Source organism: Flavobacteriales bacterium TMED191 (genome assembly GCA_002171975.2).
Classification (GTDB): Bacteria; Bacteroidota; Bacteroidia; order Flavobacteriales; family TMED113.
This window is the reverse complement of sequence record NHIO02000035.1, coordinates 1-15,185: the sequence shown is the minus strand read 5'-3', so window position 1 is coordinate 15,185 and position 15,185 is coordinate 1. Positions and strand designations below refer to the sequence as shown.

The window sequence follows — 15,185 nt, the reverse complement described above, 5'->3', positions numbered from 1 at the left end:
ATAAAGAGGGTTGAGTTTTATTATTTATTAATATACGAGTATAAAACTAATAATGAAGCAATACCAATAAAGTTAGTTTGTCCAAATTGTCCAATAGCTTTAGATATATTACCAACTACGTTCCAGCCAAATAATGGCTCTCCAATAATTAATTGGACTACCACCCCTAAACACAAAACGGGCACTGCAATTTCGATGCCAGTTTTAATTATTGTTTGAATTCTTTCAAGAATTTTTTTCATGAGATTAAAAGTAAAATGAACTTAAACTTAATATATTATTTTAAAATAAAAAAAAGCCCACTTTAGTTAAGCGGGCTTTTTCTACTTAAATAGGCAATTATTTTTTAGCTAAAGCAATTACAATAAGTAATGCTACTAAACCAACAAATCCACCATTCGCAAACTCACCAACCCATCCAGTAATTGATCCAATAACATCAACAAATTCAAATCCAGCTATTTGTACAACAATACCTAATCCGATTAAAGACATTACAAGTCCTGTTAGTCCAGATATAAAATCACCTAAACTTTTAAATGCATTATTCATAACAAAATATTTTTTAGTTATTACAAGGCCAAATTTAAGTATCATTGTATTTGATTTCCAAATTATTTTTAAAATTTATGCATTATGGTAAACTTTTAATATATAAACTTTTTTTTCTTAATTTAAATCAGTTAATACTGTAATTATTACTCAATATTTATTGTTTTTATTAACATTAAATTGTTTATTGAATATCGGTGCGTGTAAAAGTCTGATAATAAGATGACTACCGTAATTTTTTTAACTATTTCATGCCCATTTAAATTATAAAATGATCAATTTTCTTTTAAATACTATTCGATAGCTAATAATGCATTTTTCAGGTCTTTTATAAGGTCTTCATTATTTTCAATTCCAATACTAACTCTAATTAACGATTCAGATAAATTATTTTTTTCTCTTTCAGACTTTGGAATACTTGCATGAGTCATAGATGCTGGATGCGAGATTAAGGATTCTACACCTCCAAGGGATTCGGCTAGCTTAAATAGTTTAGTTGATGAAATAATTTTTTTTGCATTTTCAAATGAATTATTTTTTAAATTAAAAGACAACATTCCCCCAAAGTCTTTCATTTGTTTTTTAGCAATAATATGATTTTTATGTTCGTGATTTCCTGGCCAGTAAATATTCTGAACTTCATCTCGACTTGATAAAAATTCAAATATTTTTTTTGCGTTTTCACAATGTCTTTCCATTCTTATTTCTAATGTTTTAATTCCTCTTAATGCAAGAAAGCAGTCCATGGGGCCTGGAACAGCTCCACAGCTTTTAGTTATTAAGAATAGTTTTTCATATAATTTATGATTATTTGTAATTAGTGCGCCCAAAATAATATCAGAATGACCACCTATGTATTTTGTTGCTGAATGTAGAACAATATCTGCACCTAAATCCAGAGGATTTTGTAATGCAGGCGTGGCAAATGTATTATCAGCAACTAAAATAATATCAGATCTCTTATCAATTAATTGATATATTTTATTAATATCGATAATATTCATTAAAGGATTGGATGGTGTTTCGATCCAGATCATTTTTGTTTTACTGCAAATTAGACTCGGTAATGACTCCAAATTAGTTAAATCAGTATAAAAAAATTCAATGCCAAAATTTTTAAATACTTGTTCAAACATGCGATATGTACCGCCATAGATATCATTATTTGAGATAACTTTGTCTCCGGGTTTTAGTAATTTAATTATCGCATCTGCAGCTCCCATTCCACTTGAGTAGCAAATAGAAAAATTACCATTTTCAATAGATGCAATACTTTTTTCTAATGCACTTCTAGTTGGATTTTTTGTTCTTGAGTATTCAAATCCCATATTTTCGCCAGGTGATTTTTGCACATATGTAGATGTTTGATATATTGGGGTAATAATTGCGCCTGTAGATGGGTCTGTTTCTAGTCCTGAGTGGATAACTTTGGTTCCAAATTTCATAAATAAATTATTTTTGTTCCAAATTAAGAAAAAACAAACATTCATTTAAATATTAAAATGACTAAAATTATATTTTCTCATCTTGCATTGTTTTTAGCAAATAGTATATATGCTATCAACTATATTTTTGCTAAAGATGTTATGCCTCATTATCTTGGACCCTATGGTTTTATTTTACTACGTGTATTAGGCGCTTGTTTAGTGTTTTCATTAATTCACTATTTCCTTGTTAAGGAAAAAATACAGAAAAAGGATTTAGGTTATTTGGTCATGTGTGCTCTTTTTGGTGTAGTCATTAATATGTTATGTTTTTTTAAGGGCTTGAGCATTACAAGCCCTATTAATGCCTCTTTAATTATGATTACTACCCCATTAATAGTATATATTATATCCTGTATATTGTCTAATGAAGAGCGATCTTTTAAAAGGTTTTTAGGAGTTTCTTTAGGTTTGATAGGGGCTGGGTTACTAATTTCGAATGGAGTATCTTTAAGTATTAATAGTTTAGGAGATTTTTTAGTCTTTTTAAATGCTAGCTCATATGCTTTGTATCTTATTTTAATAAAAAAAATGATGTTGAAATATCATCCCGTTACTGTTTTAAAAACAATTTTTTTAATTGGTTTGGTTTTTATTTTCCCAATAGGTTGGTCGGAATTATCATTATTATCTTCAACTATAGTTCCATTGGATATAATTTTAAAAATTATTTTTGTAGTATTATTTACTACATGTGGTGCCTATTTTTTAAATATATATGCAATTAGTAATTTAAGAGCATCAACCGTAGCATTTTATATATACTTGCAGCCTTTATTAGCTACACTATTATCAATTACTTTTGGTAAAGACACATTGTCTACTATTAAAATACTTGCAGCTACTTTTATATTTATAGGTGTATATTTTGTAATTAATAGAAGAGTCATTTGAGATGTAGTTTTTGTATATTGTGTTTTATATTAAAAAATATTAACTATAATGTTCTCAATGACGGGTTACACAAAAAAAGATTTTAAAATTGATAATTTAAAATTTTCAATAATTATAAAATCTTTGAACAGTACAAAAGGTTTAGATATTAGTATTAAAGCACCCCGCTATTTATTTGATTTAGAACCTGCAATAAAGAAGTCAATTGATAAATTATTACTGCGTGGTAAAATTGATTTTAGAATTATAGAACTAACGAATGATAAAAAGTTGACCTTAGATTTAAAAAAATTGCGGCGACATATCAAAATGTTAAAAGAAGTATCTCCAGATTCTGACTCTGGTCAAATTCTAAATGCAGCTGTTTCTTTACCTGATATTTTTAGTGCCAGCTCTTTTAAATTAACAACTGATTTAAAAAAGAAATTATTGCATTATGTAGATGTCTCAATATTAGATTTAGTTAATTATAGAAAAAAGGAGGGCTTAAAATTAACAAGAGAAATAAAATTATACATTAAGAACATCAAGAATATAACCAAAAAATTAACCCTTTTAGAAAAGAAAAGAATACAACACAAAAAAGATAAATTATTAAAAAAGCTGAAATCAATTCAAGGCACTGTAAATTATGATACTTCAAGATTAGAGCAAGAAATGATTTATTATTTTGAAAAGTATGATATAACTGAGGAGAAGGTTAGGCTTGGGAGTCATTGTGACTTTTTTTTTGACACACTTAAGGAAAAACATTCTGGAAGAAAATTATCTTTTTTAGCGCAAGAAATTTTACGTGAAATAAATACCATTGGATCTAAAGCTAACAATTTTGATGTTCAAAAGTATGTTGTCGAGATGAAGGAATATATAGAGAAAACAAAAGAACAATTACAAAATATTTTATAGTGTTATTGCCAAGTAAGATTATTATAGTTTCAGGTGTTAGTGGTTCGGGAAAGACCACTTTGGTTAATTATCTTTTGAACAGAAAAGAATTTAATTTAGAATTTTCGATATCAGCATGCAGCCGCGCTCAAAGACCATCCGAAGTTCATGGAAAAGATTATTTATTTTTATCTAATTTAGAATTCAAAAATAAAATTGATTGTGACGAATTTTTGGAATGGGAAGAGGTATATGTAAATCATTTTTATGGCACTCTTAAGTCTTCTGCTGAACTCATTCTTAAATCTGGAAAAAATATTTTATTCGATGTTGATGTTAAGGGGGCTCTGAGCATTAAAAAATACTTTAAAAAAAATGCCCTCACTATTTATATTCAGCCTCCTTCTATTGAAGTTGCAACAAAAAGGCTAATTGAAAGAGAAACAGAATCTAAACAAGATTTAAATTACCGAATTAACAAAATGCAAGAAGAAATGAAGTTTGGCAATGAAATGGACTGTATGGTAATTAATGATGATTTAGAATTAGCCCAGTCTAAAATTTATAATTACGTAAAAGATTTTTTAATAAAATGAAAGTAGGCTTGTTATTTGGAACTTTTGACCCAATTCACAACGGACATTTGGCAATTGTTGAAAATGCAATATCTACCAACTTACTTGATCAGGTTTGGTTTGTTGTTACACCTCAAAGCCCATTTAAAAAAAATAGTATAATTGCATCTAGACACCATCGATTTAAAATGGTTGAACTTGCTATACAGTCGTTTTCGAAATTTTTTGCATCAAAAATAGAATTCCAATTAGAATATCCAAATTATACATTTAACACATTAAGTTTTCTGAATTCTCAGTTTGGTGAGAAGCATGAATTTTCAATTATAGTAGGTTTAGATAATTATATTAGTTTGATTAAAGGTGAGTGGTATAAGTCAGCGTATTTATTGAAAAATTATCGATTCTTTATATATCAACGTAGTACTACTAAATTTTTAAACGACGAAATATGTTTTGTTCAATTTGCTCAAAAAAATCGACATATTATTTTAGATGGATTAGATGTTGAAATTTCATCATCCCAAATTCGAGAATTATTTTCATGTAAAAATAATTTATTTCAATCATTGAAGAATGAAATTACAAATCATTCTAAAAATGTTCAAAAATTACATCATTTATTGCCTCAAATAGTTATTCAGTACATTGAGAATAATGATTTGTATTTAGGCTTAAAGTAAGTTTGGCACGGTAATTGTTTAGTATAGGTTAGAGATAGTATTGGGGTGGGGAGGTAACTAAGTATAATTAATCGGTGCTATAATATGAGTTAGTTACTTCCCCATATTTTTAAACATACTAATTGCCCCTTCTAATATCAGTTGACCATCCTCATTATTTAGTTTTGAATCACAAGCTCTTTCGGGATGTGGCATCATACCAAACACATTCCTTTTCTTATTACATATTCCTGCAATATTTTTAAGAGATCCATTAGGATTAGCTCTTTTATTTATTTCACCTAATTCGTCGCAATATTTAAATATAATTTGCTTATTATCAATAATTTCTTGTAGAGTATTTTCATCGGCAAAATAACAACCTTCAGCGTGTGCTATAGGTATTTTAAATATAGCTTTGTCTCCTATATTTTCTGTAAAAATAGTTAGATTGTGTTGAGGTTTTATAAATACATTTTTACAAATAAAGCTATGGTTATGATTTCTTAACAACGTGCCTGGCAATAATTTCGCCTCACACAATATTTGGAATCCGTTACAGATACCAAGAACAAACCCCCCATTATTAGCAAACTTTACAACCTCTTCCATTATTGGAGAAAATCGTGCAATTGCTCCAGATCTTAAATAATCTCCATACGAAAACCCTCCTGGTAAAATAATAAAGTCTACATCCTGTATATTTGTGTCCTTATGCCACAGTTTTACCACTTTCTGTTTTAATACATGTTGAAGTGCATATACTGCATCTTCATCACAATTAGATCCCGGAAATACAACTACTCCAAATGTCATATATAAAAAAATTCAAATAAAAATATTATTACCCACAAACCTACTAAAAATGTTCGAAAACGTGTATGTGTAGTGTAGATTAAATAATTATTGACACATATTGTAATCGGTATTATAGATAAATATGCAAACGCCATAAAGCCCCATATGATAATTTGACTTATTATTAATAGAGTTATAATACCCAAAAGAATAAAAGCTTGTTTTGATTTTATTTTCTTTTTATGGAAGTTAAATCCTAATTCTATTAATGCCACTATTACTATTAATATCATTAAAGAATAAGAAATCTTATAATTAAGAGGATTGTTAGAATTTATTAAATCTGTATTTAAAACAATATAATCTAAATTTGTAAAGTGAGAGATGGAATAAAAAATTACAAAAGGCACGGAAAATCCAATATTTAGAATTATCCAGTTTTTAGTATTATATTTCTTATAATATACTAAACAAGAGTTTATGAGCAAATAATATATACTAAAATAAAAGTTAATTATTGACATTAATCCCACCAATAAACCTGAGTTAAGTATTTTTTTTTTTGGTTCCATAGAGTTAGATAATTCAAATAATTCATTTAAAGTAAAAACTAGTAAAAAGTTTGCAATTATAATAATCCAATAGTCTTCAACATGAATTATTGGCAATGCCAACAATGAAAAAATAAAAATACTAAGGTAGTTAGGTTTCTTAATCATTGCATGATGTACTAACACTTGATTAAGTATTACTGCATTTAATACAATTAAGCTTACAAATGAGATTATTTGTAACATTTAAATTTATTATTATTAAATTATTATTATTTTTAACATTAAATTAAATATGTTTTAATAATGACAAGTTTTTTTTATTGGTTAGGAGATTTATTTCAATCATCATTTGCAATTCTTCCTTTTCTGGGCAACTATTTTAATATTTTACTTGTAGTTCTATTTACAGCAGCATTTTTTATTTCACTACGAAAATTTATTTAATTATATCTTGACCAATATCTCTTCTAAAATACATATTTTTAAAATTGATTTTTCCTACACTAGCGTAACATGTTTTAATAGCAGTTTGAGTTTCTTTATGTAAAGAAGTAACCGCTAGAACACGCCCGCCATTTGTTAAATGAGTTGTGTTTTCTAATTTTAATCCAGCGTGAAAAGGAATTGATTTACTGATATTATTAAGCCCATCAACAGCATGGCCTTTACTATATTTTTCTGGGTAACCTCCTGAGCTTAAAATTACGGTACAAGCACTTAGTTGGCTTGTTTTTATAGGCAGGCTTTTAAACGAGTTATTGTTTTCGATATTAACGAATAACTTTAATAAATCTGAATCAATTCTTGGTAGAATGGCTTGTGTTTCGGGGTCTCCAAGACGAGCATTATATTCAATTACAAATGGTTCTCCGTCAACATTAATAAGTCCAAAAAATATGAAACCTATATAGTCTATTCCGTCTTTCTTTAACCCCTCAATGGTAGGATTAATGATTTTTTTTTCAATTTTTGCCTGCAAATCTGAATTTATAAAAGGTACAGGAGATATTGCTCCCATACCACCAGTATTTAAGCCAGTGTCATTTTCTCCGATTCTTTTATAATCTTTGGCTGATGGCATTATTTTGTATGAACTGCCATTTGTCAAAATAAAGACAGACATCTCTATGCCATTTAAAAATTCTTCAATAACTATATTTTTTCCCGCTTCACCAAACTTTGAATTTCGAGCAAGATCTTCCAAAACATTATTAGCATCATTTATATGCTCACAAATAAATACCCCTTTTCCTGCTGCTAGACCATCAACTTTTATTACATACGGTGATGACATAGTTTTTAAGAAGGATTTAGCATCTTTAATACTTGTCGATTTAAATTTTTTATATTTAGCTGTAGGAATATTATTTTTTTGCATAAATTCTTTGGCAAATGACTTGCTTCCCTCTAGCATTGCTCCTTCTTTTTTGGGGCCTATTACAATAACATGTTTAGTATCTTCATCATGTTTAATCCTATTATGTAAGCCATTAACTAAAGGGACTTCTGGCCCAACTACTAGTACATGAATTTGGTGTTCTATAATTTGATTTTTAACACAATTAAAATCGTTAATATTAAGATCAATATTAGTGGCAATTTTTGAAGTGCCAGAATTACCAGGTGCCACAAATAATTTATCTAAAAGTTCACTTTTTTTAATTTTCCAGGCAATTGCATGTTCTCGTCCACCTGAACCTAATATTAATACATTGATTGAATTATGCTTCATGGTTGTATTTTTCAATTATTTTTTTAGTAAGTTTTAAATTGTGAAAAACCTGCTGCACATCATCTAAATCTTCAAACTTTTCTATAATACTTAGTATTTTTATACTTTCTTCATTTGTCAAGGTAATTATGTCATTTGCTATACGTTGAATATTAGCAGATTGGGCTTCAATAGACATACTTGTTAATTTTTCTTGGATTAATCCAAATTTATCAAAATGACATATTATTGTACATAAATTTTTTTCCACCTCAAATTCTTCTAAACCATAATCGATTAATTCCATTTCAACTTCATCTAGACTTTGAGGGAATTGTGTTTTGTCAATTAAAAAAACCCCTTTCTTTTCAAACAGATATTCTAACGAACCATTTTTACCAAGTTCCCCCCCAGACTTATTAAATACAGATCTTACTTCGGCAACAGTTCTGTTGATGTTATCAGTGGTACACTCGATAAATATAGCAATTCCGTTAGGTGCATAGCCCTCGTAGGTTGCCTCAAAATATGTATCAGCATCATCTCCACTAGCTTTTTTTATTGCTCTCTGTACATTTTCTTTAGGCATATTGACACTTTTAGCATTTTGAATTGCTGCCCTAAGCCTAGGGTTAGAGTCGGGGTCATGTCCACCCTCCTTTACCGCCACCGAAATTTCTTTTATAATTTTAGTGAATACTTTACCTCTTTTTGCATCTTGGGCCCCCTTTCTATGTTTTATATTTGCCCATTTACTGTGTCCTGCCATAAATGAAAATACCTATTTATAGCTTTCCAACGTGTAGCTTTCCACGAAACCAGTCTCTTCATTAGTTAGTCTTGTTTGTGGGATTGCTTTTAAAATTGAGTAAGCTTCTAGTGAAGATTTATATGTTTTACCTGAAATTGTAATTGTATTGTTTTGTATTATCTCTTCTGTATTTTTATCACCAACTTTTACATCTACAGATACTTCTGTCGAAGTACCGAAGTATACTAATAATATAATTCCAACAATTGCTAGAATCATGATACTGAGAGAACCAGACTCCATTGATTCTTTACTAGGAGCTTTTTTTACTTTTGTTTTTTTTACAACCTTTGCTTTAGTAGTTTGTTTTTTTGTTANTTTTTTAGACATGATAATTAGAATTTAGTTTAAACAATAATACAAATATAAGAGCATATTTTTAATCATTCAATTTTAAAACAGCAAGAAATGCAGATTGTGGAATTTCTACACTTCCAATTTGTTTCATTTTCTTTTTCCCCTTTTTTTGCTTTTCTAATAGTTTTCTTTTTCTAGTAATATCTCCCCCATAACATTTAGCCGTAACATCTTTCCTTAAAGCTTTTACAGTTTCTCTAGCAATAATTTTTGAACCTATAGCGCCTTGAATAGCAACATCAAATTGTTGTTTTGGGATTAATTCTTTTAATTTGATGCATATTTTTTTGCCAATGTGATATGCATGTTTTTTATGTAAAAGGGATGATAGTGCATCAACCTGGTCGCCATTTAGCATAATATCTAGTTTGACCAATTGAGTAGTTTTATAACCATCTGCTTGATAATCGAAAGAAGCATAGCCCTTAGAAATACTTTTTAGTTTNTCATAAAAGTCAAATACTATTTCTGCTAATGGCATNTCAAAAGNTAGTTCAACTCTGTCTGTTGTTAAATANACTTGAGAAACAAGCACACCTCTTTTTTCGATACAAAGGTTCATAACTTGACCTATAAAATTACTCTTAGTAATTATTTGTGCCTTTATATATGGTTCAGTGACTGATTCTATTTTGTCTGGTGATGGAAAGTCAGAAGGGTTGTTAATTTGTATTTCTTCACCTTTTTTGGTTGTAGCATAATATGAAACATTTGGAACCGTATTAATAACGGTCATATTAAATTCCCTTTCTAATCTTTCTTGAATAATCTCCATATGGAGCATGCCAAGAAATCCACATCGAAATCCAAAACCTAAAGCAATTGATGATTCTGGCTCAAATGTTAATGAGGCATCATTGAGTTGTAATTTTTCTATTGATGCGCGAAGTTCTTCGTAATCATCGGTATCGACAGGGTAGATTCCTGAAAAAACCATCGGCTTAACTTCTTCAAAACCCGAAATAGCTTGTTGACAAGGCTCGTCACAAGATGTTATTGTATCACCCACTTTAACTTCTTGTGCATTTTTAATACCAGAAATAATATAGCCTACGTCTCCTGTTTGAATTATGTCTTTTGGCTCTTTATCTAGTTTTAGTGTGCCAATTTCATCCGCCATATATTCCTTTCCAGTTGCAAAAAATTTCACTTTTTCATTTTTCTTNATACTCCCTGAAACAATTTTAAAATATGCTTCTATCCCCCTAAAAGGATTGTAAACTGAGTCAAAAATTAATGCTTGTAAATTACCTTTGGTATTTCCATTAGGTGGCGGAATTGACTTGATAATTGCATAAAGGATGCTTTCTATGCCTTGTCCAGTTTTACCTGAAGCACCAATAATTTCGTTAGCATTACAGCCTAGTAAATCAATAATTTGATCTTTAGTAGCTTCTTTATCTGCATTTGGCAAATCAATTTTATTTAAAACCGGAATAATTTGTAAATCATTTTCAAGGGCAAGGTATAAATTTGAAATAGTTTGCGCTTCGATACCTTGAGCAGCATCTACTATCAAGAGTGCCCCTTCGCACGCGGCAATAGATCTAGAAACCTCATACGAAAAATCAACATGACCAGGGGTATCAATTAAATTTAAAGTATAATTTTTATTTTCAAATTTATAATTCATTTGAATAGCATGACTTTTAATAGTAATACCTCTCTCTCTTTCTAAGTCCATATTATCGAGAAGTTGATTTTGTAAATCCCGTTCGGAAATGGTTTTTGTAAACTCTAGAAGCCTGTCAGCAAGAGTACTCTTACCGTGGTCTATGTGCGCTATTATGCAAAAATTACGTATTAAATCTTGTTTGGAAGACATTTTCAAAATTGCTTTTTTTCAAAGTTAACTTTTCTCGTTCATATATTGATGACTACTGTGGTGATTTTGTTATATTTGTGTAAAGCATTGTTAAGTTTAAATTCATTAGAATGAGGAATATAATATTTTTCTTTTTTTGTTTATTATGTATAAATTCTTTTGCACAAGTTGTAGCTGAGGGAGATACAGTATTATGTAATGGTCAACAGGGTGAAGTTGGTGTTACCTTAACTGCAACTTCTTTTGCTGTGGACTTAACTGATGCAAATATTTATTCAGATGACACCTTTGGGGGAGTAATTGATATGGGTTTTAATTTTGACTTTTATGGTAATACATTTAATCAAGTGATCTTATCCTCTAATAATTATTTATCTTTTAATGTGGCTAACGCCAACGGCTATTCTGGATGGGCAATTAATCAAGCTGTTCCTAATAATTTTGATGCACCTTTAAATTCTATTTTATGTCCTTGGCAAGATATTTACCCTGGAGTTAATGGAAATGGAACAATTCAATATGCGACAACAGGAGAAGCTCCGAATAGAGTTTTTATTGCATCATTTTGTGGGATTCCTATGTTTTCATGTACAGACATATGTTACTCAAGTCAAATTAAATTATATGAATCTACAAATGTTATAGAAACTCACATAGCACAAAAAGTTTTGTGTACCACATGGAATGGTGGAGTTGCGATTCACGCTTTACATAATGCAGACGGAACTATCGCACATGTTGTGACGGGTTTAGATGGAGTTGAAAGAAATTACCCAAACCAATGGACATGTGAAAATGATGGATGGCGGTTCACTCCTAACGGTAGTAATGATTATGTCTTAGAAAATATAGACTTTGCACCCGCAGTAGCAGGAACAGATATTATTTGGCAAGATCAATTTGGGAATCAGATTGGCACAGGGGGAGAAATTATTGTATTTCCTGACGGAAACACTACTTATACAGCGGGAGCTTCTTTATGTGGTGATGCAGGGGATTGGTGTGGTTTTGAAGGCGGTATTGAAGGTGACGATGTGTCAATTAGTTTTGAATCTGTTCAAATTTTAGATGTCGATGTTGTTAATGCTCCTTGTGATAATCCAAGTGGAGGAAGTGCAATTGTCTATGTGGATGGCTCGGGGGGGCCTTATAATTATTCTTGGCAAAATAGTGTTGGCGACGTGATTTCTGAGTCAGCCGCATCTATTGGAAGTTTGACAGCAGATACGTATCAATTTACAATTTCTACATTAAGTGGTTGTGAAGATGTAATAGAAATAGTAATTGACACTGATGGCAATGAAGTTACAGATGCTAATACAGTAGAAGATATAGAAACTTGTGAATTAGAAATAAATCTTTTCGGAAATGATCCTTTAGATGGTGAAACAGGCTATTGGACTTTAGTTTCGGGGCAGGGAAATATCATTAACTCTACAAATTCAGAAACCACAATTACAAATCTAGGCTTTGGTGAAAATATTTTTGCTTGGACTTTGGAAAATGAGTGTGGTACTAGTACGGATGAAATAGAAGTATATGTAATTAATGGTAATCCAACTGTGACAAATTTAGGTTCTTATTCTTGCCTTGAACAAATACCTCTTTTAGCAAGTGTAGAAAATGGTGAGGGTGAATGGAGTGTTAGTCCAGACGACGGAGTTTCTATTGATAATGTAACTAGCCTAAACACTTTTGCTACTATAGAAAATTATGGTACATACACTTTTACATTTGAGGGATGTAATGGGCAGGCTTCTGAAATTGCTTTTATGAATTCTTCTGAACCTATTTTAAATGGGCCCGAATCTGTTTCATGTCTAGAAGCTTTTGAATTAACAGCTACAACACCTGGAGATTATGGATATTGGGATTTCATCGGTCCTGGTAACACTCAGTTTAGCAGTCCAGATAATTTATCAACAACAGTTAGTGTAGACGATTTTGGAGTTTATGAATTTATATATTATGGTTGTGGAACATCTAATAGTATTTTTGTAGATGTTTTAAATCCAAATCCAACTATTGAAGATCCAGGTGTAATATATTGTGATTTAGAAGCAGAAGTTTTTGCCAATTCATTATTTAGTGGAACATGGTCTTTAAGTGATAGCAACTATGGAGCTACAGTCATCCCAAGTGACAACTCATGTATAATAACAGTCCCTGATTATGGAGACTATAATATCATTTTTACAAGTTGTGGTATTAGTGATACACTAAGTATAACATTTGATACGGTTGACCCCTATATCAATATATCAGATAATAATAATTGCATTTTTGCAATTGATTTAAATGTTTCAACCCCTGATCTTAATGGTGGACCTTGGCAATGTATAATTGCACCCCCTCCATTTAGTTCAATGGATGTTGATATAGCTGATCCCTACAGTAATTCAACTCAGGCTATTGTTCCCTCATATGGTATATATGCATTTTCATTTTCATCTTGTGATGTAACGGATACAATTGAAATAGGTGTTTCTTGTCCTATTAGTGTTCCTAATAGCTTCTCTCCAAACGGTGATGGGGTTAATGATGTTTTTGAAATATCTGATATTGATGTAAACGTACACACTCAAAGTGTTTTCTATGTTTTTAATAGATGGGGAGGTGTTGTGTACATTGATCCTAACTATGGTTTGAATGGAGAGTGGTGGGACGGACGTATGCTTTTTCATAATAGACAACTTTCTAGTTATGTGTTCCAAAACAATTGGGATAATAATCAAGATTACGTTAGAGATGGCGTGTATTTTTATACTTTAGAAGTTTATAATTCTATTTTTAATCAAAAAGAGTTTTACTCTGGTGAAATATCTATTTTTACACAGACTCAATAACTTAGCTAAGTTGTTGTAAATGAGCTATTTGCTTTGCGAAAATATCATATTCTACATTTACTAATGATTCTTCAAGAACGTCTTTAATATTTGTGTTGTCGTAAGTATAGGGGATTATATCGACGGAAAATCTATTATTAGAAGGATTAATATCCGAAATTGTTAGACTAATACCGTTAAGAGCAACGGATCCTTTAGTTATAACATATTTGTTATATTCTGATTTCTGTTCAAAAGTTAGTTTCCAGCTTCCATTTAAATCTTTTTTTTCAATACATTTAACGGTTCCATCAACATGTCCTTGAACAATATGTCCGTCAATTCTATCTCCAACAGCTAAGCATCGTTCTAAGTTAATATTTTCTCCTTTTTTTAAGAATTTTAAGTTTGTTTTTTGAAGAGTCTCTTTTACTGCACATACTGTATAATTAGTATCTGTCATCTCATGTACTGAAAGGCATATGCCATTATGGCTAATACTTTGGTTAATATTTAAATCGTCAATGAATTCACATTTGACAGTAATTAACATATTAGATTTGTTTAATGTCAGATTTTCAACTTTCCCTAATTGTTCGATAATTCCGGTAAACATTTTACTAAATTGAGTTTTAATTTATCTAAATTAGTTACAAAAGTAAATTAAAAAAACAATATTATATGAACTTTACAATCACATTACAAGAGTATGAGTGCGAAAAGATCAATTGGCATTTAACTGATGAGTATTCATTATTATTAAACTGCCCTTTAAACTTCTTTTCTTCTGACAACAAAAATTTAGAACTTTATAGTGATTTAGTAAGAAGAGAGGGCGCTGAAATTCAAAAATTCCTGACTACTTTGAATAAGGCTTACAATAAGAAAAAAAAAATTAAAAAAATTTTCGTTAAATCTTCTCAAAAATCAAAGTTGGAAAATACAATAATAGATAATTTTTTAGAGGGTTTTTTTCTTGCTAATTATACATTTAATAAACATAAGTCAAATGTAATTGACTCTTCTTTAATTCTGAAAACAAATTTTAAAAATAAGATTTCACATGCATCTGTTCAAGGTGCTTGTATTGCGCGTGATTTAGTTAATGAGCCCCTTTCTCATTTAAATGCAGAAAAACTTTCATCCAAACATATATCTCTTCCGATAAATATGTTAATTAGCCAAAAAGATGCAAGGTTTATTGCAAAAACACTATCAAAATTATTATCGTGAAAAAAATAAATATTTTAGT

The 15,185-nt window shown here is 29.9% G+C and carries 16 protein-coding genes; 6 read left to right on the top strand and 10 right to left on the bottom strand.

Going from position 1 to position 15,185, the window contains the following annotated elements:
* Window positions 1–20 precede the first annotated feature (20 nt).
* The 3 genes from CBD51_003805 to CBD51_003795 all read right to left on the bottom strand — a co-directional run bounded on the left by CBD51_003805 (window position 21) and on the right by CBD51_003795 (window position 1,997).
* Window positions 21–242 (bottom strand): hypothetical protein, encoded by a 222-nt coding sequence (locus tag CBD51_003805; GenBank protein RPG59010.1) that lies wholly within the window; start codon window positions 240–242, stop codon window positions 21–23.
* A 97-nt stretch (window positions 243–339) separates the two neighbouring features.
* A complete protein-coding gene (locus CBD51_003800; GenBank protein ID RPG59009.1) occupies window positions 340–552 on the bottom strand; it encodes a hypothetical protein in 213 nt (70 codons plus the stop codon).
* 293 nt (window positions 553–845) lie between these two features.
* The gene (locus tag CBD51_003795) at window positions 846–1,997 is read right to left on the bottom strand and encodes a PLP-dependent transferase (GenBank protein ID RPG59008.1); all 1,152 of its coding nucleotides are present in this window, start codon (window positions 1,995–1,997) and stop codon (window positions 846–848) included.
* Between the two features lie 57 nt (window positions 1,998–2,054).
* Here CBD51_003795 and CBD51_003790 point away from each other — a divergent pair, with 57 nt between their 5' ends.
* Genes CBD51_003790 through nadD form a run of 4 tightly spaced genes read left to right on the top strand, consistent with a single transcriptional unit; the run spans window position 2,055 to window position 5,073 of the window.
* Window positions 2,055–2,930: an EamA/RhaT family transporter gene (locus CBD51_003790; protein ID RPG59007.1), complete on the top strand. Its 876-nt coding sequence runs from the start codon at window positions 2,055–2,057 to the stop codon at window positions 2,928–2,930.
* Window positions 2,931–2,978: 48 nt separating this feature from the next.
* A complete protein-coding gene (locus tag CBD51_003785; GenBank protein RPG59006.1) occupies window positions 2,979–3,836 on the top strand; it encodes a DUF1732 domain-containing protein in 858 nt (285 codons plus the stop codon).
* Window positions 3,837–3,841: 5 nt separating this feature from the next.
* Window positions 3,842–4,411, top strand: a complete 570-nt coding sequence (locus CBD51_003780; GenBank protein ID RPG59036.1) for a guanylate kinase — start codon at window positions 3,842–3,844, stop codon at window positions 4,409–4,411.
* Window positions 4,408–5,073 carry a nicotinate (nicotinamide) nucleotide adenylyltransferase gene (gene nadD, locus CBD51_003775; GenBank protein ID RPG59005.1) on the top strand — a complete coding sequence of 222 codons (666 nt, stop codon included), beginning with the start codon at window positions 4,408–4,410 and terminating at the stop codon, window positions 5,071–5,073. The genes CBD51_003780 and nadD overlap by 4 nt, the downstream gene beginning before the upstream one ends.
* A 93-nt stretch (window positions 5,074–5,166) precedes the next feature.
* Here nadD and purQ read toward each other — a convergent pair whose 3' ends face one another.
* The 6 genes from purQ to lepA form a co-directional block, all read right to left on the bottom strand.
* Complete coding sequence (gene purQ / locus CBD51_003770) at window positions 5,167–5,868, bottom strand: phosphoribosylformylglycinamidine synthase subunit PurQ (GenBank protein RPG59004.1); 702 nt, start codon at window positions 5,866–5,868, stop codon at window positions 5,167–5,169.
* Entirely contained in the window at window positions 5,865–6,647 is a 783-nt protein-coding gene (locus CBD51_003765; GenBank protein RPG59003.1) for a hypothetical protein, read from the bottom strand. Before CBD51_003765 ends, purQ begins: the two co-directional genes overlap by 4 nt.
* A gap of 193 nt (window positions 6,648–6,840) precedes the next feature.
* A complete protein-coding gene (gene purD / locus CBD51_003760; GenBank protein RPG59035.1) occupies window positions 6,841–8,121 on the bottom strand; it encodes a phosphoribosylamine--glycine ligase in 1,281 nt (426 codons plus the stop codon).
* Between the two features lie 4 nt (window positions 8,122–8,125).
* Window positions 8,126–8,884: a YebC/PmpR family DNA-binding transcriptional regulator gene (locus tag CBD51_003755; GenBank protein RPG59002.1), complete on the bottom strand. Its 759-nt coding sequence runs from the start codon at window positions 8,882–8,884 to the stop codon at window positions 8,126–8,128.
* Window positions 8,885–8,896: 12 nt separating this feature from the next.
* A complete protein-coding gene (locus tag CBD51_003750) occupies window positions 8,897–9,256 on the bottom strand; it encodes a hypothetical protein (protein RPG59001.1) in 360 nt (119 codons plus the stop codon).
* A gap of 49 nt (window positions 9,257–9,305) precedes the next feature.
* A complete protein-coding gene (lepA, locus tag CBD51_003745) occupies window positions 9,306–11,108 on the bottom strand; it encodes an elongation factor 4 (protein RPG59000.1) in 1,803 nt (600 codons plus the stop codon).
* 110 nt (window positions 11,109–11,218) lie between these two features.
* Between lepA and CBD51_003740 the strand changes: the two genes are divergently transcribed.
* Window positions 11,219–13,954, top strand: coding sequence for a gliding motility-associated C-terminal domain-containing protein (locus CBD51_003740; GenBank protein RPG58999.1), 2,736 nt, complete (start codon window positions 11,219–11,221; stop codon window positions 13,952–13,954).
* Between the two features lies 1 nt (window position 13,955).
* Here CBD51_003740 and CBD51_003735 read toward each other — a convergent pair whose 3' ends face one another.
* A complete protein-coding gene (locus CBD51_003735; GenBank protein RPG58998.1) occupies window positions 13,956–14,549 on the bottom strand; it encodes a riboflavin synthase in 594 nt (197 codons plus the stop codon).
* A gap of 65 nt (window positions 14,550–14,614) precedes the next feature.
* Here CBD51_003735 and CBD51_003730 point away from each other — a divergent pair, with 65 nt between their 5' ends.
* Window positions 14,615–15,166, top strand: coding sequence for a hypothetical protein (locus CBD51_003730; protein ID RPG58997.1), 552 nt, complete (start codon window positions 14,615–14,617; stop codon window positions 15,164–15,166).
* Window positions 15,167–15,185: the final 19 nt, after the last annotated feature.

Coding starts and splice junctions, on each gene's coding strand:
- CBD51_003730 (RPG58997.1), top strand. CDS start 14,615: ATGAACTTTACAATCACATTACAAGAGTATGAGTGCGAAAAGATCAAT.
- CBD51_003795 (RPG59008.1), bottom strand. CDS start 1,997: ATGAAATTTGGAACCAAAGTTATCCACTCAGGACTAGAAACAGACCCA.
- CBD51_003740 (RPG58999.1), top strand. CDS start 11,219: ATGAGGAATATAATATTTTTCTTTTTTTGTTTATTATGTATAAATTCT.
- CBD51_003790 (RPG59007.1), top strand. CDS start 2,055: ATGACTAAAATTATATTTTCTCATCTTGCATTGTTTTTAGCAAATAGT.
- CBD51_003805 (RPG59010.1), bottom strand. CDS start 242: ATGAAAAAAATTCTTGAAAGAATTCAAACAATAATTAAAACTGGCATC.
- CBD51_003735 (RPG58998.1), bottom strand. CDS start 14,549: ATGTTTACCGGAATTATCGAACAATTAGGGAAAGTTGAAAATCTGACA.
- CBD51_003765 (RPG59003.1), bottom strand. CDS start 6,647: ATGTTACAAATAATCTCATTTGTAAGCTTAATTGTATTAAATGCAGTA.
- CBD51_003800 (RPG59009.1), bottom strand. CDS start 552: ATGAATAATGCATTTAAAAGTTTAGGTGATTTTATATCTGGACTAACA.
- CBD51_003755 (RPG59002.1), bottom strand. CDS start 8,884: ATGGCAGGACACAGTAAATGGGCAAATATAAAACATAGAAAGGGGGCC.
- purQ (RPG59004.1), bottom strand. CDS start 5,868: ATGACATTTGGAGTAGTTGTATTTCCGGGATCTAATTGTGATGAAGAT.
- nadD (RPG59005.1), top strand. CDS start 4,408: ATGAAAGTAGGCTTGTTATTTGGAACTTTTGACCCAATTCACAACGGA.
- CBD51_003785 (RPG59006.1), top strand. CDS start 2,979: ATGTTCTCAATGACGGGTTACACAAAAAAAGATTTTAAAATTGATAAT.